Here is a 20,092-nt window from a genome sequence, read left to right as displayed (position 1 = left end):
GGCGTTCTTATAGGTATTGCACCCTCAAGCGCTCTGCGCCTTTGGGGAGCTGAGCCCTATCCTTGCAAGCTGAAGATAACTTGAAGATGATTGGAAAATTACAATTCTGTAATCTTCACAAGGCGGCAATGAAAGTTGTCTTAAAGCGACATTTGAATTCAGATTTTCAATAGAATCCGACGGGTAGGTCGAGAGAGCTCCAGCCTTGATCAGGCCGAATGTTCATGACTGCCAGCTCATAGGACGGTGCACTCAGATAGATCGATAGCGCCGGGCTGATGTGACAAGCCGGCTGGGGGTGACGCCGGTTGATCTTGTTTGGATGCTCGTAAGCGTCCACCCGAATCACCTTGCGTGATTCGGGCATGCTGCTCACTCCCGCCGTGTAAGCCAGCATTTCGCTGACGAGCTGGAGCTGGCAGGCGCACTGCGTATATTCCAGCTCATGGCAGTAATGGTGCATGAAACTGTGACCGCATGGGTGTGAATAGCCATGGGCTCAGCGCTTACCAGACGAAGAGTTGGTTGATGCGACCAAGAACCTAGCAAGGTGCGATTACTACAGCGGCTGAGAGTTTCCGTAGTTAAAGCCATTTGCCGCCAAGGTTGCCCAGCGGCGCTGACGGTGGGCGTAGAACAGGCGCGCAAATAGCCAGACGAACGGAGTGAGGACGCCCGCCTTGATGGTCACGCTATCTCGGTAAAGCGTTCCGCCGTTGACCTCTTGTGCCGTAATGAGGTGATCCCACTTGCTGATCAGCGGGCTGTAGCCGTTGTCTCTTAGCATGAAAATCTGAGCATTTTCCGTCTGCGGGTATGTAATCACAATCGCCTGACGGCCAATGGGAAGTACGCCGAATAACTTCAGCTTGACCCAGTAAGTGCCCTCGCTCCAGGTGCCAGGAAACTCAACGGGAGTCAGCGGGCTGAAACTCAGCAACGGTGATGCAACCTGATGCAGCAGACGTGGCGTGCGCACCTGGGCGATCACCTCTGCCAGTGAGCATGGCAGCTGGGTAGAGATATCAATTTGCATGGGCGCAATCACCGACCGGATTGAGTTTACTTGTCATCGGCAAGCAAGGTCTGTGGTTCTTCGGGAACCGGCATGGGCTTGAAAGCACTGACCCTGGAGCGGCCTGTATTGCCGATAGGCACCCAGATTTTGGAGAACAGCAGGGCCGCGAAAATACGTGGTAGTTGCCCCGCGACCTCGCGGTAATCGCCGGTCTGCCAGCCGAGCACAAGCATCAGCCAGTGTGACCCAGCATGCAGCACGGGTTGGCGTTGGGTCAGGATGTGCGCGCGCTCTAACCATTGAAAGGCATCTGCGCTGCGCTGTTCCTGCATGGCCTGCCGGGCCTGCTGAAAGGCTTGTTCAATTGCGAGTTGCAATGCTGCTTTCATCTTCAATCCTCCGATCCTACTTTTTAAGCAGGCGCAGGCCGTTGAACACCACCAGCAGGCTGACGCCCATGTCGGCAAAGACGGCCATCCACATCGTCGCCTGCCCCGTTAGGGTAATGGCGAGAAACAGGGCCTTGATCCCTAACGCCAGCACGATGTTCTGCTTGAGGATGACGGCGGTCTGTTGAGACAGGCGGATGAAGGCCGGGATCTTGCGCAGGTCGTCATCCATCAAGGCCACATCCGCAGTTTCGATGGCCGTGTCCGTGCCGGCGGCGGCCATGGCGAAACCGATTTCAGACTTCGCCAGCGCCGGCGCATCGTTGATGCCATCGCCGACCATCCCTACAACGTAGCCGCGCGCCTGCAATGCTTCAATGGCCTGCAATTTGTCGACTGGCAGTAGGTTGCCGCGTGCCTCGTCGATGCCTACCTGCTGTGCAATCGCATCTGCGGTGTGCGGGTTATCGCCGGTCAGCATTGTGGTCTTCACGCCAAGCGCATGAAGCTCCTCAATTGCCTGGCGGCTGGAGCCCTTGACGGTATCGGCAACGGCGAACAGGGCAATGGCACGCTGCGGATTGCACAGCACCACCACTGTTTTACCTTGGCGTTCGAGACGCTCCAGCGTCGCTTCCAGCTCGGGTGAGCAGAGGCCAAGCTCTTCCACCAGGCGGTGGTTACCCAGGTGGAAATCTATGCCTTCGATGGTGCCTCGAACACCTCGACCCAGTAGGGCTTCGAATCCTTCAACGGCGGTAAACGCCAGCCCATTCTTACTGGCATGCTTGGCTATCGCTTGCGATACCGGATGGTCAGACCGACTGGCGAGGCTGGCGGCATGTGTGCGGTAGACTTCTGAGTCCTGATCAACCAGCGGCATGTAATCGGTCTGCACCGGCTTGCCGTGAGTAATAGTGCCGGTCTTGTCGAGTGCCAGGAAGCCAAGCTTGCCGCCGGTTTCAAGGTAGACACCGCCTTTGATCAGAATGCCTTTGCGCGCAGCCGCAGCCAGGCCACTGACAATGGTGACGGGCGTTGAAATAACCAAGGCGCAAGGGCAAGCGACCACCAGCAGTACCAAGGCACGATAGATCCAGTCGTACCAGGGTTCGGCCATGAAGAGTGGCGGCACAATGGCGATAGCCAGGGCGAATAGGAATACGACAGGGGTGTATACCTTGGCGAATTGGTCGACAAAGCGCTGGGTCGGAGCACGTGAACCCTGTGCCTCTTCGACCGCGTGAATGATGCGTGCCAGCGTAGTGTTGGCAGCGGCTGCCACGACGCGGTATTCCAGCGAGCCTGCTTGATTGATGGTGCCAGCAAAAACCGGGTCTCCGACGGTTTTCTCTACGGGCAGGCTTTCCCCCGTGATCGGCGCTTGGTTGATGGTGGAGTTGCCGGAAGTCACCTCGCCATCGAGGCCGATTCGCTCGCCAGGCCGAACCCTGACCAATGCACCTAAGGCTATGGTTTTAACCTCAACTTCAAGCCATGAGCCGTCTGCTTGCTGCACCGTGGCGCGCTCTGGGGTCAGATCCATCAGGCCGCGGATGGCATTACGAGCCCGACCCAGCGATTTTGCCTCGATCAGCTCGGCCACAGAAAAGAGGAACATGACCATGGCGGCTTCCGGCCATTGCCCAATCAGCACCGCACCGGTAACCGCAATACTCATCAGTGCATTGATGTTCAGGTTGCGGTTCTTCAGCGCAATCCAACCCTTTTTATAGGTCGTCAGGCCGCACAGCAGAATGGCGAGCAGCGCCACACCGGCCACAACCCACTCAGGTGCAAGCTCGGCGAAGTGCAGCACTTCAGCCGATACGGCAGCCACACCGGATAGCGCCAAAGGCCACCAAGCCTTCTTGCGCGGCGCTGCTTGCGCTTCATCGTTTACTGTTGCTGCACCCTCAACCACTGGCGTGAAACCAAGGTCGCGAATCGCTGCCAGGGCTGCTGGCAATGCTTCTGCTGTGTGGCTAAACGTCAATACGCGCTGAAGCAAGTTGAACTCCAGCGCGCTGATGCCGGTCAGGGAGGAGAGCTTGTCGCGGATCAGCTTTTCTTCCGTTGGGCAGTCCATCTGTTCGATTGTGATGCGGGCTTGCCCCTCAGCAGAGAGCGGTTCTGCTTGCATACCTAGGGATGAGATCGCCGCTTCAATAAGAGCGGTCGACGGCAAGCTGTGCCATACCCCAAGAACGCGATTGATCAGATTGAAATCGAGCTTGTCTATGCCAGCCAGCTTGCTCAGTTTGTCTTGAATCAGCGTCTGTTCGGTGGGGCAGTCCATTTGTTCAATACGGAAACTGCTGAGCCTGGAGCGAACCATGGCATTTACCGTTGTAGTTGCCGTGGCCGAGCACTTAAACGCGCCGCTGGGGTCACAGCAGACATCCTTTGAAACCGCTTCAGGTTTTTGTTCATCACTGCAGCAACCAGCCATGGGGGTATCCTTATTGGTCAGTGCTGTAGAGTGAACACCCTGAAGCCACTACAGGGTCAAGAGTTTGTAGAAGGGGTATTTCATGAAAATTGGAGAGCTGGCCAAGCTTGCCGATTGCCAGGTTGAAACGGTTCGCTATTACGAGCGTGAAGGGCTGTTGCCGACACCGGCTCGCAGCGAGGGCAATTATCGTCTTTACAGCAGTGAGCATCTTGAGAGGCTTACGTTTATTCGTAATTGCCGAACACTGGACATGACCCTGGACGAGATCAGAAGCTTGTTGGCGCTGATGGATCGGCCAGAGGGGAACTGTGAGGGTGTGAATAGCTTAGTGGATGAGCACATCGAGCATGTGCAAGCGCGAGTGACCAGCCTCCTGGCACTGCAACAACAGCTGGTTGAGTTACGACACCGTTGCGCCTCTGAGCGGGGTGTAGACGAGTGTGGAATTCTCCAGCGCCTGAATACCACCGGCGGAGTCAGTGCACTTCCAGATGATGGCCATACCCACGTTGGGAAAAGCCATCGCCACTAAACAATGCGCCACCACCTGCAGTACTCGGCACGAGACATTGCAGGCGGTGGTGCGGGTTCGTTTGTTTACAGACTGCAAGCGCTTATTTGCTTTGTTCGATTTCAGCTTTAACCAGATCAATCAGTGGCTGTGCACCAAAGCTCAGGAGCGGTTTGCCATTCACAAAAAACGTGGTCGTCTGGCGCACGGCAGCAGCCTCCCAGGCTTTGAGCACCTGAGGGTCACTGTGCCATTGCCGTTGAGCTGAACCCAAGGGCGAGTACCTGAGTGTTAAACGCGTGATTTAAGGCAGATAAGCCCCTTTTCGTCATCTGGCGGAGGGGCTCTCCTGAACACTCAGAGCTATAGCTCCTGTGGTGAGTAACTCTTTCGTTTGCCCTGTCGACGCATCAGCCAGTACGCGGCCGGCAAAACCAACATGGACATCAGCGGCGCGGTAATCATGCCGCCGACCATGGGCGCGGCGATGCGCTTCATCACCTCAGATCCGGCACCTCCGCCCCAGAGGATTGGCAACAGGCCGGCGATGATCACGGCCACCGTCATCACCTTGGGCCGCACACGCAGCACCGCGCCTTCACGAATTGCCTCCAGTAGGGCCGGATCACCGCTGCGCCCGGTATCCACACGCGCATGCCAGGCGTTCTTCAGGTACAGCAGCATGATCACCCCGAACTCGGCCGAGACGCCGGCCAGGGCAATGAAGCCCACGCCGGTGGCCACCGACAGGTTGAAGCCGAACCAGTAGAGCAGCCAGATGCCGCCCGATAGGGCGAAGGGCAGGGTGGCCATGATCAGCAGGGCCTCGCCGAAGCGGCTGAAAGTCAGGTAGAGCAGCACGAAGATAATCAACAGAGTCGCCGGCACCACCCAGGCCAGCCGCGCATTGGCGCGCTCCAGAAACTCGAACTGACCGGAGTAGGAGACGGTCATGCCGGCGTCGAGTTGTACCCGCTCGGCGACGCGCTGCTGCAGCTCGCGCACGGTCGAGGCCAGGTCGCGCCCACGGACATCGACATAGACCCAGCCGGACAGTCGCCCGTTCTCGCTGCGCAGCATCGGCGGCCCTTCGGTCAGAGTTACCTGGGCGACGGTGCCCAAGGTGATCTGCTGGCCGGCTGGAGTGAGGATCGGCATACGCCGTAGTGCCTGCGGACTGTCTCGCCACTCCTTGGGATAGCGCAGGTTGATCGGGAAGCGGGCCAGTCCTTCAACCGTCTCGCCTATATTGCTGCCGCCGATGGCGCCCGATACCACCGTCTGCAGATCGGCGATGCTCAGGCCATAGCGCGCCGCGGCCAGCCGATCGATCTGGATATCCACATAGCGACCTCCGGTCAGGCGTTCTGCCAAGGCCGAACTCACCCCAGGCACCTCTTTGGCCACGGCCTCGATATCGCGCGTTATGCGCTCGATGTCGACCAAGGAGGTTCCGGAGACCTTCACCCCAATGGGGCTCTTGATCCCCGTCGCCAGCATGTCGATGCGGTTGCGGATGGGCGGCACCCAGATATTGGACAGCCCGGGGACCTTCACCGCGCGGTCCAGCTCCTCGATCAGCTTTTCCGGCGTCATGCCCGCACGCCATTGCTCGCGCGGCTTGAACTGCACCGTGGTCTCGAACATTTCCAGCGGCGCCGGGTCGGTGGCCGTCTCCGCTCGCCCGGCCTTGCCGAACACCCGCGCCACTTCCGGCACCGTGAGGATCATCCGGTTGGTCTGCTGCAGCAGTTGGGTCGCCTTGCTCGCCGGCAAGCCGGGCAGGGCCGAGGGCATGTACAACAGGTCGCCCTCGTCCATGGGCGGCAGAAACTCTCCTCCGAGTCTGCTGAGGGGCCAGAGGCTGGACAAAAAGACCAGCACGGCCAGCGCCAGGGTCACTTTTGGCCAAGCCAGCACCCACTCCAGTACCGGCCGGTATGCGCCGATCAGCCAGCGGTTCAAGGGGTTCTGTTGTTCGCTGGGGATATGCCCACGAATCCAATAGCCCATCAGCACCGGTACTAAGGTGATCGAGAGGCCAGCAGCGGCAGCCATGGCATAGGTCTTGGTGAATGCCAGCGGGCCAAACAGGCGACCCTCCTGGGCCTCCAGGGTGAAGACCGGGAGGAAAGACAGGGTGATGATCAAAAGGCTGAAGAACAGCGCCGGCCCGACCTCGGCCGCAGCTTCGCCGATCACCCGCCAGTGCGCCTCGCCCTGAAGCGGTTCACCGGGGTGTCGAGCCTTCCAGGCCTCGATGTGCTTGTGCGCGTTCTCGATCATCACCACGGCGGCATCGACCATGGCGCCGATGGCGATTGCGATCCCGCCGAGCGACATGATGTTGGCATTGACGCCCTGGTAGCGCATGACGATGAAGGCCATCAGGATGCCCAGGGGCAGGGTGATGATCGCGACCAGCGACGAGCGCAGGTGCCAGAGGAAGATCAGGCAAACCAGGGCAACCACCGCGAACTCTTCCAGCAGCTTGTAGCTGAGGTTATCGATGGCGCGGTCGATCAATTGCGAACGGTCATAGGTGGTGACCACCTCGACGCCGGCCGGCAAGCTGCCCTTCAGGCTGTCCAGCTTGGTCTTCACCGCGGCGATGGTATCGCGGGCATTCTTTCCGGAGCGCAAGATGACCACGCCACCTACAACTTCACCCTGGCCATCCAGCTCGGCAATGCCACGACGCATCTCTGGCCCCAACTGAATGGTGGCCACCTGACCCAGCAGCACCGGAACTCCGCTGGCCGAAGCCCGCAGCGGCACATTGCGGAAATCCGCCAGGCTCTCTAGATAGCCTGAAGCCCGGACCATGTACTCGCGCTCTGCCAGCTCCAGGATGGCGCCGCCGGTTTCCTGATTGGCGCTCTTCAGCGCCGCTTCGACCTCCTGCTGAGTTACCCCATAAGCCACCAGCTTCTGGGGATCGAGCAGCACTTGGTATTGCTTGACCATGCCGCCGAGGGTGGCCACTTCGGCTACGTTGGGCAGGCTCTTGAGTTCGTACTTAAGGAACCAGTCCTGCAGTGCCCGCAGCTGGGCAAGATCATGCTGGCCGCTGCGGTCGACCAAGGCGTACTGGTAGATCCAGCCCACGCCGGTGGCATCCGGCCCAAGGGTGGTGGTAACACCCTCGGGCAGGCGTTCCTGCGCCTGGTTGAGGTACTCCAGCACCCGCGAGCGTGCCCAGTAGAGGTCGGTATCGTCCTCGAACAGCACATAAACGAAGGAGTCGCCGAAGAACGAGTAGCCGCGCACTGTCTTCGCCCCCGGCACCGAGAGCATGGTGGTGGCCAGCGGGTAGGTCACCTGGTTCTCGACAATCTGCGGTGCCTGCCCGGGGAAGCTTGTGCGGATGATGACCTGGGTGTCGGACAGATCCGGCAGTGCATCCAACGGCGTGTTGCGCAGCGACCAGATGCCCAGGGCGGTGATGAACAGGGTCGCCAGCAGCACCAGAAAGCGATTGCCGATAGACCAGTGGATCAGGCGTGCGATCATGGCTGGTCTCCTTCCTTGCTGAGCTGCTCGATCATCAGGCCGGAGTTTTTCTGGCGGGCGCCGATACGTACGTGATCTCCTGGCTTAAGTCCCACAGCTACTTCTGAGCTGACCAATGGAAAAGCCATGGTCATACCTGGCATATTCAGGCTCTCGAAGGGCCCGTGCTCCAGGGTGACTGACTCCGCGTCCAGAGCACGAATCACACCATGGGCCTCATGTAGTTCCTTCTTATTGTCCTGCTCGGCATGGCTGGCCATGACACCCTGTAGGCTGGCCTCCGAATCGATGAGGAACTGGCCGGAGGTAACGACCGCCTGACCCTCCTCAAGACCGGACAACACCTCCAGACGCCCATCAGCCTCGCGGCCCAAGGTTATTTCCAGGGGGCGGTAGCGCCCATCGCCTTCTACCAGCATCACCAACGCACGCTTCCCGGTGCGAATCACGGCTTCACTCGGCACAAGAAGCGTGGATTGTTCGACGGCACTGTTCAGGCGTACGGCGGCGAACATGCCGGGGCGCAACTTACCGGCAGGGTTGGGTAGCTCGCTGCGTACCGTGAGCGTGCGTGTTTGCGGATCGGCACTCGGCAGCAAGGCTATGACGCGGCCCAGCAGCGGTCGATCAGGAAAGGCCGTCAGGTTGGCGCGGATCTCGTCCCCGACCTGGATACTTCCGGCCATGGCCTCGGGTATCGCCGCATCGAGCCAGACACTGGATAGCCCGTTAATCAACGCCAGATCCTGCCCGGCTTCGACGGTCATCCCGGCGCGTACCTGCAAGGCTTGGAGCTCGCCGCTGATAGGTGTGGTGAGGGTTTGCACCGCCCGTGGTTTGCCGCTGCGGCGGACCTGCTCGATCAACGTTTGAGGCATGCCAAGCAGGCGCAGGCGCTCTTGGGCCGCACTTATCAAGCGAGTGTCAGCGGTACGCAGTACCGCCAGGAACTCCAACTGCGCGGCGGACCATTCGGGAATCAGCAGGTCGACCAGGGGGGCTCCGGCAGGCAGCACATCGCCCGGGGCGCGACCGTAAACCCGCTCGACGAATCCGCCGGCGCGGGCCTGGAGGTTCGCCACTTCTCGCTGGTTATAGGCCAGGGAACCCACCGCCTCGATATCCGAGGGCAGTACACCTCGGATCACCATCGAGGTTCGCATTCCGAGGTTCTGCACGGCTTGAGCGGGGATGCTCAGGACAGACGGATCCTGCTCGGATCCTGCGTATTTAGGGACAAGTTCCATATCCATGAAAGGTGACTTGCCCGGTTTATCGAAGCGCTGCTCAGGCTGCATAGGGTCGTACCAATAGAGCACCTTGCGCTCGTCCGTCGGTGCGGAGCTAGGCAGTAGCTCGTGTTTGGCTTGCCGCTGGGCCAGCCAGTAGCCACCGCCCGCCGCGCCAATGCCCACGGTCAGCACGGCGACCGCAAAACCAAATGTCGATATCTTCATTTCAGGCCCTCCACATAGGCGTAGTACAGGCTTGCGGAGAGCTGGCTCAACTTGCGCTGCTGTTCAATCTGCCGCAGCTGCGCCTCAATCAGGTCGCGCTGGGCAGTAATAACGGATGTGAGCTGGCTGTTACCGGCTTGGTAGGCGGCCAGTTCGAGATCGGCACGTTTGCTTGCAAGCGGGATCAAGGTTTTTTCGGTGCGTGACAAGGTCCTGCGCAGTTGCTCAAGCTCGGCAATACCGCCTTCCAGCTCAGCCTGATGGGCGCGCAGTAATGCTTCCTGCTCGGCTTCCATCTGCGACACGCTTTGTTGTCTGGCGTTGATCTTGGGCCCCTGACGTGTGCCTACGAACAACGGCAGGTCGAACGTGAATTGCACCATCACCATATCGCCGAACTGGTTGTCGCGATTGTTGTAGGCAAACTCAACACCCCAGTCGGGGGTCTTCTCGGCGATGGCCTCGTTCAGCTCGGCGCTAGCCTCGCCGACTCGGGCGGAGGCAGCGCGCAACTCAGGGTGTGAGGCAATGCGTTGCTGCAGGTGCGGTGCCACCAGGTTCAGATTGGGAACACCTCCTTGCAAAGGCTGGTCAGCCTCGTTGCCTATCCAGCGGCGCAGCTTGGCACGAGCTACTGCCACATCGCGATTCAGTTCATCTCGCCGATCTTGTAACGCCAAAGCTTCCTGGTCGGCCTGCAACAGCTCGCCAGGCTGAGCACTACCGCCGGCAATTAGCGATTGCACGGTCGAGCGGAGCATCTCGATCTGACGGTCCAGTTGATCGAAGAGGCCAACACTGCGTTCGGCGTAGTACACGTCCAGCCAGCTCACTGCCGTCTGGCGCTTGATTTCCAACTGCATGGCACGCTGCTCGGCCTCGGCCCGCGTCATGGAGGCTTCGGCCAGTTGGCGACGGGCCAGACGCTTGTCGCCGTTTGGTACCTCCTGCATGAGTCCAATGCGGCGCATGGTCATGGAGTCACGATTAAGTGTGTAACGGTCAGGGCCTTCGATCGGCAGGTTGTCGATGCCTAGAATCAGCTTGGGATCGGGCAGGGCGTCTGCGGGCTCGACAGCCTGCTGTGCCGATGCCACCTGCGCCTGGCGCGCGAGGTTCTCAGGGGCACTCTGCTCGGCCAGAGCTTGGGCTCGTTCGAAAGTTAGGGGCTGCGCCTGCGCGGCAAGCCAGGGAGCTGCCCAGAATGCGGCAGCCAACACACCGAGAAAGCCACGGCGTGGAAAAAGGAAAGCGGACATGCTTTCGCCTCCAATGCGATTGATCGAAGTCGCGACTACGAAACGTGACCGCGACGATGCGCCTGACTGTAAGGCGCGGGATGATCACTGCATTAGACGAAACGAGGAGGGCGCCAGAGTCCTGCGGGCTCTCGCTTAATCACCGACTGGGTCAGCAATATCTCGGGGCGTGAGGGGAGAGGGGATATGCTCTTGATCACGGTGGTCTGGAGAAGTCCTCCGGTCTTGCATTCCTGGCCGGGTTTGCAAGGGGACTTCTTGGCCACCCCATCAGACTTGTCCATTTGCTCGCAGCACGGAGCATCGGCCATTGCATGGCCCTGATGATCGGCGCTCTGCATCGGGCAAGGTTGTGCCGGCATGCTGAAAGCCACACCGCCGAAGGTCGGCAGCACGAGGCTAGCAATCATTAGCAGGATCAATCCAATCCGACGCACAGCAATTCACCAGGCGGGGCAATAGGCCGACGATAGCAGATTGCCCCCGAGCCATGAATGCTCCTTTTGACGATAACAGCACTTCGTTGATTTGGATCAAATAGAGTGTCTGGTCTCACAGGGCGAGCTGATTTTGTAGCGGGTGAGATTTCAATCGAGCAAGCGATAGAGTTCAGGCCAAAGAGGATTCTATAATCACTCTATAATTAACTACATGGATCAGCGTATTATTTTTGGATAATTTGGATAATTTAATTCCGAAATTGTATTGATTGTTAAAAGCTCTGTAATTGCTTTGTTTTATCTATAGCACCCTTCGTGTTTGCTGGGCTTTCTGCTTATTTATTTTGCGGCGGGAGTATTATTATTTTATTGATAACTATTAAACTTATCTAGCATGGTGCGGGTGTTAAGGGTGGAGGGTGTAGGGTGTATTAAATATTTAATAATGGCATGTGTGTTATGAGTCAAATTAACTGGAGTCATAACCATGGTCAACGATATCGCTACAACCCAGCACTCCCCACTACGTCATCCCGATAATACCAATCTTCATTTGCACTACGGGGAGACCTTTGAAGGTTTTCCTATCCAGGCAGAAGTAGTCCCCTTTGCTCTGGAATACCTTTATGATCTCAAACATACCATCGACTTAGCCATGGCTGAGTACCCTAGAGTACTTGCCTTCAGAGTAGATCTTTATGTGCCTAATGCTATCGAGCTACCCGAGTACGCCTATACGAACAAGGTCATAAGCAAGTTCTTCGAATCGTTTACGAAGAAGATCCAGTACCACCAGGAGCGCGTGGCTGAGCGTGGTTACTCGCGTGGTTGCAAAGTACGATACGTCTGGTCGAAAGAGATCGGTCAGAGAGGTCGTCGCCATTACCACCTACTGATTCTTTTGAACCGTGATGCCTATTACAGGCTAGGCCGGATAGGTTCTGAACGGATTAACATGTTCAGACGGATTGAAGAGTCTTGGGCCAGTGTACTTGGATTATCAGCTGATCAGGTTAGGGGGCTGGTCCATAGGCCAAAGAATCCTGAGTACTTTATCAATCGAGAAATTCGTCGAGACGAGTTCGATGAGCTGCCTGAGCTGTTCAAACGAGCCAGCTACCTGTGTAAGAAAGCGACCAAGTCCTACGGCGATCGTCAGCGGAGTTTCGAGACCAGTCGGGGGTAGGGAGCAGTCCGCGCAAGCCGCATGGGCTCACAGCTCAATGGGAGGCTTCAGGGCAATCAGTTCTCCCAGATGGCGGCGGTTCAAAATTGGACGCCTCGTGCCATTTGGAAGATTGCCCATGGGGATGCCTTGCTATGCTATGCACCTTAAGACCAAAATAAAGACCTAAAAAAGGAGCTATGGTATGCAGAGTGTTTTGGCTGACGTTGCAGTGAGCGTTTCTGAGCTGAAGAAAAACCCCACCGGTGTTATGGCTGGTGCTGGTGGCATGCCGGTCGCCGTTCTCAATCATAACCGCGTGATGGGGTACATGGTGCCAGCCGAGCTGTACGAGCAGATGCTGGACCGTCTGGACGATCTGGATCTGATCGATGTCGTTAATGCACGCTCCGGTGAGAAGGGGGTGCCGGTGAACCTGGATGACCTATAAGCTCGAGTTCCTGCCCTCAGCGCTGAAGGAATGGGAGAAGCTGGGTCATACAGTGCGTGAGCAGGCAAAGAAAAAACTGCGTGAGCGGCTGGAAGCACCAAAGGTACAGGCTGATGCCCTCAGGGATCTGCCTGGGCACTACAAGATCAAGCTCCGAACAGCAGGCTATCGTTTGGTGTATCGGGTCGAAGATGATCGGGTGGTTGTGATTGTGGTCGCAGTGGGCAAGCGTGAACGAAGTGCAGCTTACAAGGCAGCAGGTAAGCGTTAGCTACCAGGGCAAAAGAAGAAGTGAGAGCCATTGCAGGCAGTCTTTCGACTACCCACGCTGGCTCACCGTTCAAGGGTTCATTCTTACTTTCTGCTTCCGGTAGATCCAGCACGCCAACACCACGGCAATCAGCAATGGTGGAAAGCGCACCATCAGAATCATCAGCAGCAATATCGCCAGACAACCGGCCAAGATCCCGGCAAACATGAATGCCGAGGCAACAGTCCGTAGCAGCAGTTTCATTGGCACCTCCTTACAGGTAGCCGCGCTCAGCCAACGACACACAATCCTCCTGGCCTACCACAACGTGATCGAGCGTTCTGACTCCGACCAGATTCAGTGCGTCCTGCAGTTTCGTGGTGAGATTGCGATCCGCCTGGCTGGGCTCGGGATCACCTGAGGGGTGGTTGTGTACCAGGATGATTGCCGCTGCGTTGTGTTCCAAGGCGATCTTCACGATTTCCCGTGGGTAGACGCTGGCTCCATCCAGGGTTCCGCGAAACACTTCCTCGAACGCAATCACCCGGTGTCGGCTGTCGAGCATGAGCAGTGCAAAAACCTCGTGCTCATAATCAGCCAGCAGCGTCTGCAGGTGACTGAACGCCTCCTTAGGCGAGGTCAGTGCACGTCCCTTGCGCAGGCGCAGGCTGGCCAGTTGCCTGGCCATCAGCAGGATGTCGTTTTCCGTCACCGGGGACTCGACCAAGTAGGTGCCGGCCGTGTCACTGGCTTTCAGCTTGTGCAGGTGCATGGCGGCCTCCTTGGTCTTGGTCTGTGGGTGGGGTGTGACGAGCAGCCTGTGCATCGAGCTTTTCAGCCAGGCTGGGTTTGGTGGGGTTGAGTTGGGAAATTGTTGCTGCAGCAGGAGCTTCACCCTCGGGGTAGAACTCTTCCACGATGGCGCTGGCATCCTCCTCGCTGTCCTCGAAGGCTCCGTTGCCGAAGCCGCGTCGTGCAGCCTCATCCAACGCTGCTTGATTGAAGCCGGCAGCTTGCCGCCGCGAATCGAGTTCACTGGCGGACACCAGTGCTTCAGACATGTCCATGCCACCACGTACCGTCAGATCGGCGTAGAAGATCGGCGTGCCATGGCTCTGGCGAGTCGACTTACCACGTAGACGTAGTTCCAGTGGCAGGCAGGCCAGGCGGTTGCCCGAGATGGCCTGGAAGTAATGCAGGCGAGCGGCGAGGGTGCGGATGCTGTTGAAGCCGGTGGTGCGGAACACGAAGCTGCCCAGCGGATCCTCATCACCAATGACCACATTCAGTCGGCCGTAGGGCTTACAGGCACCGCCTTTGGCCAGTGGGCAGGCATCCGGTGACGGGCAGGGCAGTGACTGCATGCCGTCCTGAGTGACCCGCTTGCAGGTTTCACCATTGCCCACGCAGATTGGGCGTCCGGACTGTCGGTCGAACAGCGTGTAGTCAGCTCGGAAATTCAGCTCCGGTTCGTTGAACAGAAGCCGTACCGGAATGCTGCGCAGCTTGTCGTCCTTGCCCTGGCGCAGCTCGTCATTGAGCGGGTGCAGCAGCCAGCCGTCCTTACCCTGCACCTGGGATGTGATGGTGAATTGGTCATCCTTCTCCGGCAGCCGTTTGCCGTTCTTCTCGATGACCTTACCGATGGAAATCCGCCCGAGTACCGGTGGAGTGATAGCCAGACCTTTGAGCATGGTAATTCTCCTGGAAATGAAAAAAGGCCAGCCACGCAGCGCGAACTGCATGGACTGGCCAAGGGGAGGGAAGGGATGAATGAGGTTGGTTTCAGCCGACCAGGAAGCGCCGTGCACCCGGCTTCAGCAGTGGGTACTTGGCCTGCAGGTGCGGTTTGTCTTTGAGCAGCTGTGCGACATCGAGGCCGATGCTGTCCTTGGCTTTGCGCCAACTGACGTAACCATTGGAAAACTCCGCCCGACTGGCATCGCCCATGGCCTGCTGCAGCATCTGCTTGAGCTCGGCCTCGCGCTTCTCCTTGTCGGCAATCGACTGACGCACGGCTTTCAGCTCGATGTAAGCCGCTGACAGACCAGCATGCTGGCTGAGGTCGATGACCTGGCCGTTGTCCTCCGGGTAGAGGCAGCGCAGGGCTGATTCAGCGGAGGCGGTGCCATCGGCCGGCGGTGGGGTGTCGGTTTCCACGTAGTGCCAGAACTTTCGCTCCAGCTCGATCAGCCGAGCGATCATCTGCTCATCTCGCTCGATGCGGTGGATCTCCAGCATCTGGCCACCCAGCAGTACCGCCACATCCGCCGCCTGCTTGCCGGTGACGGCGAGCTGGTGCATCACCTGCAGCTGCACATACTCCGGCACGCCCTCCTTCCAGAGGCGTGCCCCGTTTATGCCGGCTGTTTTGCATTCGAGGATCTGCACGTCGTCCGCCCCGATCACCTCGCGGTCGATGTTGGCCAGCATCCAGGGCAGCTCCGGATCCGGATGTTGGAGCACGGCATTGATGCGCCTTACCTTGTTCTTCGTGCGCTTGCTGTAATGCCAGGCCACGATGGGCTCCAGCACGTTGCCCCAGTACATAGGGCTTTCCTCATCCTGAGGATCAGCCTTCGGCATGCCGGCATCACGCCCGGTCTTTTCCATCCACAGCTCCAGTTGCGACTTGTAGGGGTTCAGTCCTACGGCTGCGGCAGCGTCCGAACTGCCAATACCTTGCTTGCGGATCTGCAGCCAGTCTTCGCGCGGCAGCTCCTTGGTGCTGACCAGGCGCAGAGCCGGACGGGTTTTGCTGGTGCTGCGATTCAATGAAGTGGCTTTCATAGTGTTCACCTTGCAGAAATAGAAACGCCCGACCTGCAACGAAGCGGGTCGGGCGTTATGGGGTGGAGTAAGTAAAAGGTCAGGCGACCAGTTGAAGGGCGGTATCTAGAGCGCGTTGCTTGATCTGTGCGCCATGCCCGAACCAGGCTGAATCGAGGCGGTATTCGGTGCTGCGTGCCCTGCGTTCGTGATCGACGTACTCGGTCACGGCGTTGAGCAAGCCCCAGGCGGTGCCGCGTGCTGAGTCCAGCTGGCTGCCACGGCCACGGCCTTCGTACAGCTCCTGCACTTTGCGCAGAGCGCGCTCGTTAGGCAGCTGCTCCGGCAGGGCGCCGGTCGGGCTGGTCTCGCACATCACGCTCATGAAAAAGCCTAGCGCCTCGTGCCATTGCACCTTGCGCTCAGCCAAGTGGCGCATGCGGTACATAAAGTCGTCCCATTGCGAGACGGCGATACCAAGTTGCTTCTTTACCAGGGTGCCGTCGAAGCGGGTGCTGTGCGGCACCTTGATTGCACGGCTAGTGCCGTCCAGAGCGATGGTCAGCGTGTTGTTACAGACCACCCGGATGGTAGTGGGCGTTGCTGTGGTGGCGAGGGTGCCGTCACAGGAAGTGGCCAGCAGCAAATAGCCGTTCACTTGGTCGTTGCCCTTGATTGCAGCGCCTTGGCCGGTTCGCGCCAGCGCCCAGAACTTGCGACCGCCCTTGAGCACTCCAGCGGTTTCCAGCTCGTAGCCGGAGACCTCGGTCAGGTCCCGGTAGAACTCCAGCACATCCTTGGGCTGCACGGTGTGGTAGCGGTGCGAGACCACCGACAGCGGTGCCTTGGTGTCCGAACGATAGAGCACCTTCTGTTCGGGGAAAGAATGGATCGCGCCCAGGTGGCCGATGGCGTCCGACTTGAAGTGCACGGGGCTTTCCAGGATCTGCCAGTCCATACCGGCTTCGCGCTGCCAGACTTCGATGGGTTGTTTCTGAGTGAGCTGATTGCCCAGGCCGTGCCACGGGGTGGCGCCAGCGTAGGCCATGGTTTCGACGAGATGTGCCATGTGAGGGATTCCTTTGGATGCAAGCCGGCATAAAGCGCCGCGCGAGGCGCAGCACCGTCCGGACGACTGAGATGAGAGAAGAGGGGGCGATCAGGTCGGGAGGTTGAAGCGATGACCGCAGAGCAGGCAGAGGTTGTGGGCCAGAACGTGGCGGTCGAGTGACTCACCGAGCTGAGCACCGAGAGCGCAGCCCGCGACACCTCCCGCCAGGCCGGCGAGGATGGCGCCTGATACGGAACCGAGGGTAATGCCGACCGGGCCGGCGAATGCGCCGATAACTGCGCCAGCCTGGCCGCCAGCCAGGGCAGCGCTGACGCCACGCGCAACACCGCCTACCGTGCCGATGGTGGCACCAGTTTTCATGGCGTGATGAAAGGAAGCAACTTTGGGGGAGTGACAGCGAGGGCACTGCAATGACATGGGGCGAACCTCATTGGTGTGATGTCATTGCAGTAATGTGTGGCTGAGATTTTTTTGAATCGAATGGCTGTTTTGCAGCTGCGAAACCAAGGGTGCCACTAGCTTTTATCGGTCAGCCAGTCAGCACTTAGTTTTGGTTGGCTGCTTCAGGCTGTAGCCGGCCATGGGTGTGCAGATCCGGCGTCGCCCTCAGATTATGGGTGTTTCCCGCTTGCACACCAGTCATTCCATTCATTGAGTTGTTCGTTCACGATTAGTGCTTCTTCACCCGCCTCTTTCCTAAAGGCAGCAATCCAGGCGTCCACGCAACTTTCGGGTGCTGGATTTCCTGCCTGTACAGGACCTAGAGCTTCGAGGCGAGTGGCCAGAGCATTGTTACGATTGACCAGGGCTATATAGCCGCAGCGTGAGTCACGGCAGCTCGCATCCATGAGCCCCGCCCAGTTTTGATGGTCGAATTCAAGTTGTTGTAGTGCCTCTTGGGTTGTGGCTGGGTGGTTTCGTATTTTTTCATAGAGGCCTTTCATCTTTTGTACTTCTGGAAGGGCTATAGCGTCGTAGCACTGCATTACTGCACGGGGAGTGTCCCGGCTTTCACAATAGCCATTTGCAATTGATGATGTCGAATACAGGGTCGCCAAGACTAATATGGCTGCTCTCATTATTGGTCTCCTTGCTGGTTTTTTGTTCTATTGCTTCATGGATATCGGTTAGGCGTCATGCTTGGCGTGCTCATGATTTATTAGCTTTACGCTGTACTCATTGCTGGTGCTGCCAAAGAAAAAGTCACGCTGAAAGTATGTGTAGCTGAGAAGCTACGCATGCTGACGATTAACCTGGCCTTGAGTCATGAGCCATGGGACTTCGTTGCGCTATGGGGGGCGAAAGCCCACCCCTGAATCGGCTCTCACTTAACAGAGTAGGTCGTTTCAGGGGTGTTGCTTTAGGGGTGATTGAAAACGGTCACTGTTGGCTCGTGCAGAATTCGGCCCAGTCAGTCATTAGTGCCCTGCGTTTTTCCAAGAGGTCCGAGCGTGAATAGGCCGCCTCGGTCTGGTCGCGTTCGTCATGGGCAAGCGCAAGCTCGCACACCTCTCGCGGGTAGTTGGTGCATTCGTTTGCCCAGTCCCGGAAGGTGGATCGAAAGCCATGTCTCGTGATGTCTGCATACCCCAGCTTGTGCAGCAGGTTGCGTACGGCGTTGCCATGCATGACACCAGTCTTCCCTTGCCCAGGGAAAAGATATATTGAATGAGTCTTATTCATGATTTTCAGCATCTCGACCACCGGGGGCGATAGAGGAATGACGAAAGGTTTTCGCATCTTCATGCGCTCAGCCGGCAGTGCCCAAGTGCCAGCTTCGAGGTCAAACTCGGGCCATTGAGCATGTTGGATCATGTGGTAACGAGCGCCGGTCAGAATCAGCAGCCTGGCTGCGATGGCGTCACGTGTATCGATTTTTGCTAGAGCGGCTATCAGCTTCGGGGTGTCTTTCCATTGCAGTGCTGGAAAGTGCTGGCGCTGCCTGGCCTTCTTTTTCTCTGCCTTGCTCAGCAAGTTGTCCAGGTGTCCGCGCCAGCGGGCAGGATTGTCCCCTTCGCGTAAGCGCCTGGCCTTGGCTGCATCCAGTATTTGCTCGATCTGGCCTCTGATTTCATCAGCAGTCCGGGTCTTGGTTACCCAGATGGGTTGCAATGCAGCAAGCACATGCTCGGTGCTGATGATGTCAGCCGACAACTTGCCCATGGTCGGGAAAGCGTAGAGCTCCAGTTTGCGCAGCCAGCCTTTTCGCCACTTCTCAGACCAACTGCCGCCATGTGCCTGTTGGTATTCGCGAGCGAGATCCTCGAACGTCGTGCGACGCGCTGCAGCCTGGCGTTCGGCCTCGCGCTTGGCTTCCTTTGCCGCATCGCGGGTTGCCAGTGGGTCGCTTCCGGAGGCGAGGAGCTTGCGTTGGTCGGCGGCCAACTGCCGGGCTTGGCTGAGTGTGATGGCGGGGAAGGGGCCTAGCCCCATTTCGCGGCTGCGGCCATCCAGCTTGTAGCGGAAGATCCAGCTGGTGCCGCCGCTCTTGGATACCTGGAAGTACAGGCCATCGCCATCATTGGTTTTTCCTGGCGTTGCAGCCTTGGCTATCGACTCTACGGTCTTGCTGGTCAGCTTGCCCATTACTCGCTCCTACTCCAACCCACACCCCTCAACCCACACTCTGACCCACACCTTGGTTGCGGATTTTATGGATGGCTACGGGATGTCTTGGGACGGATGCTAAGCTGTAAGGCGCGTATTTGCTAGGGCTGTAGGATCTTGCTGGATTTCTTCGGGCAATAAAAAAGCCGGCTTGTGGCCGGCTTTTAGGGGGTGGTCAGGGCTTATTTTTGGTAAGCCGCGACTGCCTTGTTGATCAGGCCGCGGGCCTCTTCGGCGCCGCCCCAGCCTTCGACCTTGACCCACTTGCCCTTCTCCAGATCCTTGTAGTTCTCGAAGAAGTGCTTGATCTGCTCGATCAGCAGGGCCGGCAGGTCGGTGTATTCCTGAACGTCCTTGTACAGCACGGTCAGCTTGTCGTGCGGTACCGCGACCAGCTTGGCGTCGCCGCCGGCTTCGTCGCTCATGTGCAGCACGCCGACCGGACGGGCGCGGATCACCGAACCCGGCGCCACCGGGTAGGGGGTCACGACCAGCACGTCCAGCGGGTCGCCGTCGTCGGCCAGGGTGTGCGGGATGAAGCCGTAGTTGGCCGGGTAGAACATCGGCGTGGCCATGAAACGGTCGACCATCAGGCAATCGCTGTCGTGGTCGATTTCGTATTTGATCGGCGCGTGGTTGGCCGGGATCTCGATGGCAACGTAGATGTCGTTCGGCAGGTCTTTGCCAGCCGGGATCTTGCTGTAGCTCATGGGGGAACTCCCAGGGAGGGCCAAAA

21 protein-coding genes are annotated in these 20,092 nt (G+C 58.5%); 4 read left to right on the top strand and 17 right to left on the bottom strand.

The genetic code is table 11. The features are described 5' to 3' along the window. Positions 1-166 precede the first annotated feature (166 nt). The 4 genes from AC1G9C_RS21465 to AC1G9C_RS21450 form a co-directional block, all read right to left on the bottom strand. On the bottom strand, positions 167-463 hold the full coding sequence (locus AC1G9C_RS21465) for a hypothetical protein (protein ID WP_017675706.1): 297 nt from the start codon (positions 461-463) through the stop codon (positions 167-169). 96 nt (positions 464-559) lie between these two features. Next, the gene (locus AC1G9C_RS21460; protein WP_017675705.1) at positions 560-1,036 is read right to left on the bottom strand and encodes a hypothetical protein; all 477 of its coding nucleotides are present in this window, start codon (positions 1,034-1,036) and stop codon (positions 560-562) included. Between the two features lie 26 nt (positions 1,037-1,062). Next, complete coding sequence (locus AC1G9C_RS21455) at positions 1,063-1,407, bottom strand: DUF3703 domain-containing protein (protein ID WP_017675704.1); 345 nt, start codon at positions 1,405-1,407, stop codon at positions 1,063-1,065. Between the two features lie 16 nt (positions 1,408-1,423). Continuing rightward, positions 1,424-3,706 (bottom strand): heavy metal translocating P-type ATPase, encoded by a 2,283-nt coding sequence (locus AC1G9C_RS21450; RefSeq protein ID WP_017675703.1) that lies wholly within the window; start codon positions 3,704-3,706, stop codon positions 1,424-1,426. A gap of 235 nt (positions 3,707-3,941) precedes the next feature. Between AC1G9C_RS21450 and cadR the strand changes: the two genes are divergently transcribed. Continuing rightward, positions 3,942-4,394 carry a Cd(II)/Pb(II)-responsive transcriptional regulator gene (cadR, locus tag AC1G9C_RS21445; RefSeq protein ID WP_017675702.1) on the top strand — a complete coding sequence of 151 codons (453 nt, stop codon included), beginning with the start codon at positions 3,942-3,944 and terminating at the stop codon, positions 4,392-4,394. Between the two features lie 82 nt (positions 4,395-4,476). Here cadR and AC1G9C_RS21440 read toward each other — a convergent pair whose 3' ends face one another. The 4 genes from AC1G9C_RS21440 to AC1G9C_RS21425 all read right to left on the bottom strand — a co-directional run bounded on the left by AC1G9C_RS21440 (position 4,477) and on the right by AC1G9C_RS21425 (position 10,602). Continuing rightward, positions 4,477-4,608 (bottom strand): hypothetical protein, encoded by a 132-nt coding sequence (locus AC1G9C_RS21440; protein WP_423386899.1) that lies wholly within the window; start codon positions 4,606-4,608, stop codon positions 4,477-4,479. A 128-nt stretch (positions 4,609-4,736) separates the two neighbouring features. Then, positions 4,737-7,886, bottom strand: coding sequence for an efflux RND transporter permease subunit (locus AC1G9C_RS21435; protein WP_480408734.1), 3,150 nt, complete (start codon positions 7,884-7,886; stop codon positions 4,737-4,739). Further along, on the bottom strand, positions 7,883-9,343 hold the full coding sequence (locus AC1G9C_RS21430; RefSeq protein ID WP_003460118.1) for an efflux RND transporter periplasmic adaptor subunit: 1,461 nt from the start codon (positions 9,341-9,343) through the stop codon (positions 7,883-7,885). Before AC1G9C_RS21430 ends, AC1G9C_RS21435 begins: the two co-directional genes overlap by 4 nt. Continuing rightward, positions 9,340-10,602, bottom strand: a complete 1,263-nt coding sequence (locus tag AC1G9C_RS21425) for a TolC family protein (RefSeq protein WP_480408733.1) — start codon at positions 10,600-10,602, stop codon at positions 9,340-9,342. The genes AC1G9C_RS21430 and AC1G9C_RS21425 overlap by 4 nt, the downstream gene beginning before the upstream one ends. 927 nt (positions 10,603-11,529) lie before the next feature. Between AC1G9C_RS21425 and AC1G9C_RS21420 the strand changes: the two genes are divergently transcribed. The 3 genes from AC1G9C_RS21420 (at position 11,530) to AC1G9C_RS21410 (ending at position 12,929) form a co-directional block, all read left to right on the top strand. After that, positions 11,530-12,228, top strand: a complete 699-nt coding sequence (locus tag AC1G9C_RS21420) for an inovirus Gp2 family protein (protein WP_480408732.1) — start codon at positions 11,530-11,532, stop codon at positions 12,226-12,228. Positions 12,229-12,412: 184 nt separating this feature from the next. Continuing rightward, positions 12,413-12,658: a type II toxin-antitoxin system Phd/YefM family antitoxin gene (locus tag AC1G9C_RS21415; protein ID WP_033942931.1), complete on the top strand. Its 246-nt coding sequence runs from the start codon at positions 12,413-12,415 to the stop codon at positions 12,656-12,658. Further along, the gene (locus AC1G9C_RS21410; RefSeq protein ID WP_074918669.1) at positions 12,648-12,929 is read left to right on the top strand and encodes a type II toxin-antitoxin system RelE family toxin; all 282 of its coding nucleotides are present in this window, start codon (positions 12,648-12,650) and stop codon (positions 12,927-12,929) included. The genes AC1G9C_RS21415 and AC1G9C_RS21410 overlap by 11 nt, the downstream gene beginning before the upstream one ends. A 69-nt stretch (positions 12,930-12,998) precedes the next feature. Here AC1G9C_RS21410 and AC1G9C_RS21405 read toward each other — a convergent pair whose 3' ends face one another. From AC1G9C_RS21405 to ppa, 9 genes are all read right to left on the bottom strand, one after another. After that, a complete protein-coding gene (locus tag AC1G9C_RS21405; protein WP_009686156.1) occupies positions 12,999-13,172 on the bottom strand; it encodes a hypothetical protein in 174 nt (57 codons plus the stop codon). Positions 13,173-13,182: 10 nt separating this feature from the next. After that, positions 13,183-13,680, bottom strand: coding sequence for a RadC family protein (gene radC / locus AC1G9C_RS21400; protein WP_074918671.1), 498 nt, complete (start codon positions 13,678-13,680; stop codon positions 13,183-13,185). Beyond that, positions 13,652-14,602: a recombination directionality factor gene (locus AC1G9C_RS21395; protein WP_074918674.1), complete on the bottom strand. Its 951-nt coding sequence runs from the start codon at positions 14,600-14,602 to the stop codon at positions 13,652-13,654. The genes radC and AC1G9C_RS21395 overlap by 29 nt, the downstream gene beginning before the upstream one ends. A 91-nt stretch (positions 14,603-14,693) precedes the next feature. Beyond that, positions 14,694-15,698, bottom strand: coding sequence for a YqaJ viral recombinase family nuclease (locus tag AC1G9C_RS21390; protein WP_480408731.1), 1,005 nt, complete (start codon positions 15,696-15,698; stop codon positions 14,694-14,696). A 79-nt stretch (positions 15,699-15,777) separates the two neighbouring features. Beyond that, entirely contained in the window at positions 15,778-16,746 is a 969-nt protein-coding gene (locus tag AC1G9C_RS21385) for a DUF932 domain-containing protein (protein ID WP_480408730.1), read from the bottom strand. 90 nt (positions 16,747-16,836) lie between these two features. Then, a complete protein-coding gene (locus tag AC1G9C_RS21380) occupies positions 16,837-17,166 on the bottom strand; it encodes a hypothetical protein (protein WP_037051480.1) in 330 nt (109 codons plus the stop codon). Positions 17,167-17,360: 194 nt separating this feature from the next. Continuing rightward, on the bottom strand, positions 17,361-17,693 hold the full coding sequence (locus AC1G9C_RS21375) for a hypothetical protein (protein ID WP_198756663.1): 333 nt from the start codon (positions 17,691-17,693) through the stop codon (positions 17,361-17,363). 436 nt (positions 17,694-18,129) lie between these two features. Continuing rightward, positions 18,130-19,335 (bottom strand): tyrosine-type recombinase/integrase, encoded by a 1,206-nt coding sequence (locus AC1G9C_RS21370; protein ID WP_480408729.1) that lies wholly within the window; start codon positions 19,333-19,335, stop codon positions 18,130-18,132. 203 nt (positions 19,336-19,538) lie between these two features. After that, complete coding sequence (gene ppa / locus AC1G9C_RS21365; RefSeq protein ID WP_017675534.1) at positions 19,539-20,066, bottom strand: inorganic diphosphatase; 528 nt, start codon at positions 20,064-20,066, stop codon at positions 19,539-19,541. Between the last annotated feature and the right edge of the window lie 26 nt (positions 20,067-20,092).

It is taken from the genome of Pseudomonas sp. ABa2 (assembly GCF_056676075.1).
The sequence above is the reverse complement of the archived record's forward strand: the minus strand, read 5'-3'. Positions and strand labels throughout refer to the sequence as shown.

Coding starts and splice junctions, on each gene's coding strand:
- AC1G9C_RS21465 (WP_017675706.1), bottom strand. CDS start 463: ATGCACCATTACTGCCATGAGCTGGAATATACGCAGTGCGCCTGCCAG.
- AC1G9C_RS21460 (WP_017675705.1), bottom strand. CDS start 1,036: ATGCAAATTGATATCTCTACCCAGCTGCCATGCTCACTGGCAGAGGTG.
- AC1G9C_RS21455 (WP_017675704.1), bottom strand. CDS start 1,407: ATGAAAGCAGCATTGCAACTCGCAATTGAACAAGCCTTTCAGCAGGCC.
- AC1G9C_RS21450 (WP_017675703.1), bottom strand. CDS start 3,706: ATGGACTGCCCCACCGAACAGACGCTGATTCAAGACAAACTGAGCAAG.
- cadR (WP_017675702.1), top strand. CDS start 3,942: ATGAAAATTGGAGAGCTGGCCAAGCTTGCCGATTGCCAGGTTGAAACG.
- AC1G9C_RS21435 (WP_480408734.1), bottom strand. CDS start 7,886: ATGATCGCACGCCTGATCCACTGGTCTATCGGCAATCGCTTTCTGGTG.
- AC1G9C_RS21430 (WP_003460118.1), bottom strand. CDS start 9,343: ATGAAGATATCGACATTTGGTTTTGCGGTCGCCGTGCTGACCGTGGGC.
- AC1G9C_RS21425 (WP_480408733.1), bottom strand. CDS start 10,602: ATGTCCGCTTTCCTTTTTCCACGCCGTGGCTTTCTCGGTGTGTTGGCT.
- AC1G9C_RS21420 (WP_480408732.1), top strand. CDS start 11,530: ATGGTCAACGATATCGCTACAACCCAGCACTCCCCACTACGTCATCCC.
- AC1G9C_RS21415 (WP_033942931.1), top strand. CDS start 12,413: ATGCAGAGTGTTTTGGCTGACGTTGCAGTGAGCGTTTCTGAGCTGAAG.
- AC1G9C_RS21410 (WP_074918669.1), top strand. CDS start 12,648: ATGACCTATAAGCTCGAGTTCCTGCCCTCAGCGCTGAAGGAATGGGAG.
- AC1G9C_RS21405 (WP_009686156.1), bottom strand. CDS start 13,172: ATGAAACTGCTGCTACGGACTGTTGCCTCGGCATTCATGTTTGCCGGG.
- radC (WP_074918671.1), bottom strand. CDS start 13,680: ATGCACCTGCACAAGCTGAAAGCCAGTGACACGGCCGGCACCTACTTG.
- AC1G9C_RS21395 (WP_074918674.1), bottom strand. CDS start 14,602: ATGCTCAAAGGTCTGGCTATCACTCCACCGGTACTCGGGCGGATTTCC.
- AC1G9C_RS21390 (WP_480408731.1), bottom strand. CDS start 15,698: ATGAAAGCCACTTCATTGAATCGCAGCACCAGCAAAACCCGTCCGGCT.
- AC1G9C_RS21385 (WP_480408730.1), bottom strand. CDS start 16,746: ATGGCACATCTCGTCGAAACCATGGCCTACGCTGGCGCCACCCCGTGG.
- AC1G9C_RS21380 (WP_037051480.1), bottom strand. CDS start 17,166: ATGTCATTGCAGTGCCCTCGCTGTCACTCCCCCAAAGTTGCTTCCTTT.
- AC1G9C_RS21375 (WP_198756663.1), bottom strand. CDS start 17,693: ATGAAAGGCCTCTATGAAAAAATACGAAACCACCCAGCCACAACCCAA.
- AC1G9C_RS21370 (WP_480408729.1), bottom strand. CDS start 19,335: ATGGGCAAGCTGACCAGCAAGACCGTAGAGTCGATAGCCAAGGCTGCA.
- ppa (WP_017675534.1), bottom strand. CDS start 20,066: ATGAGCTACAGCAAGATCCCGGCTGGCAAAGACCTGCCGAACGACATC.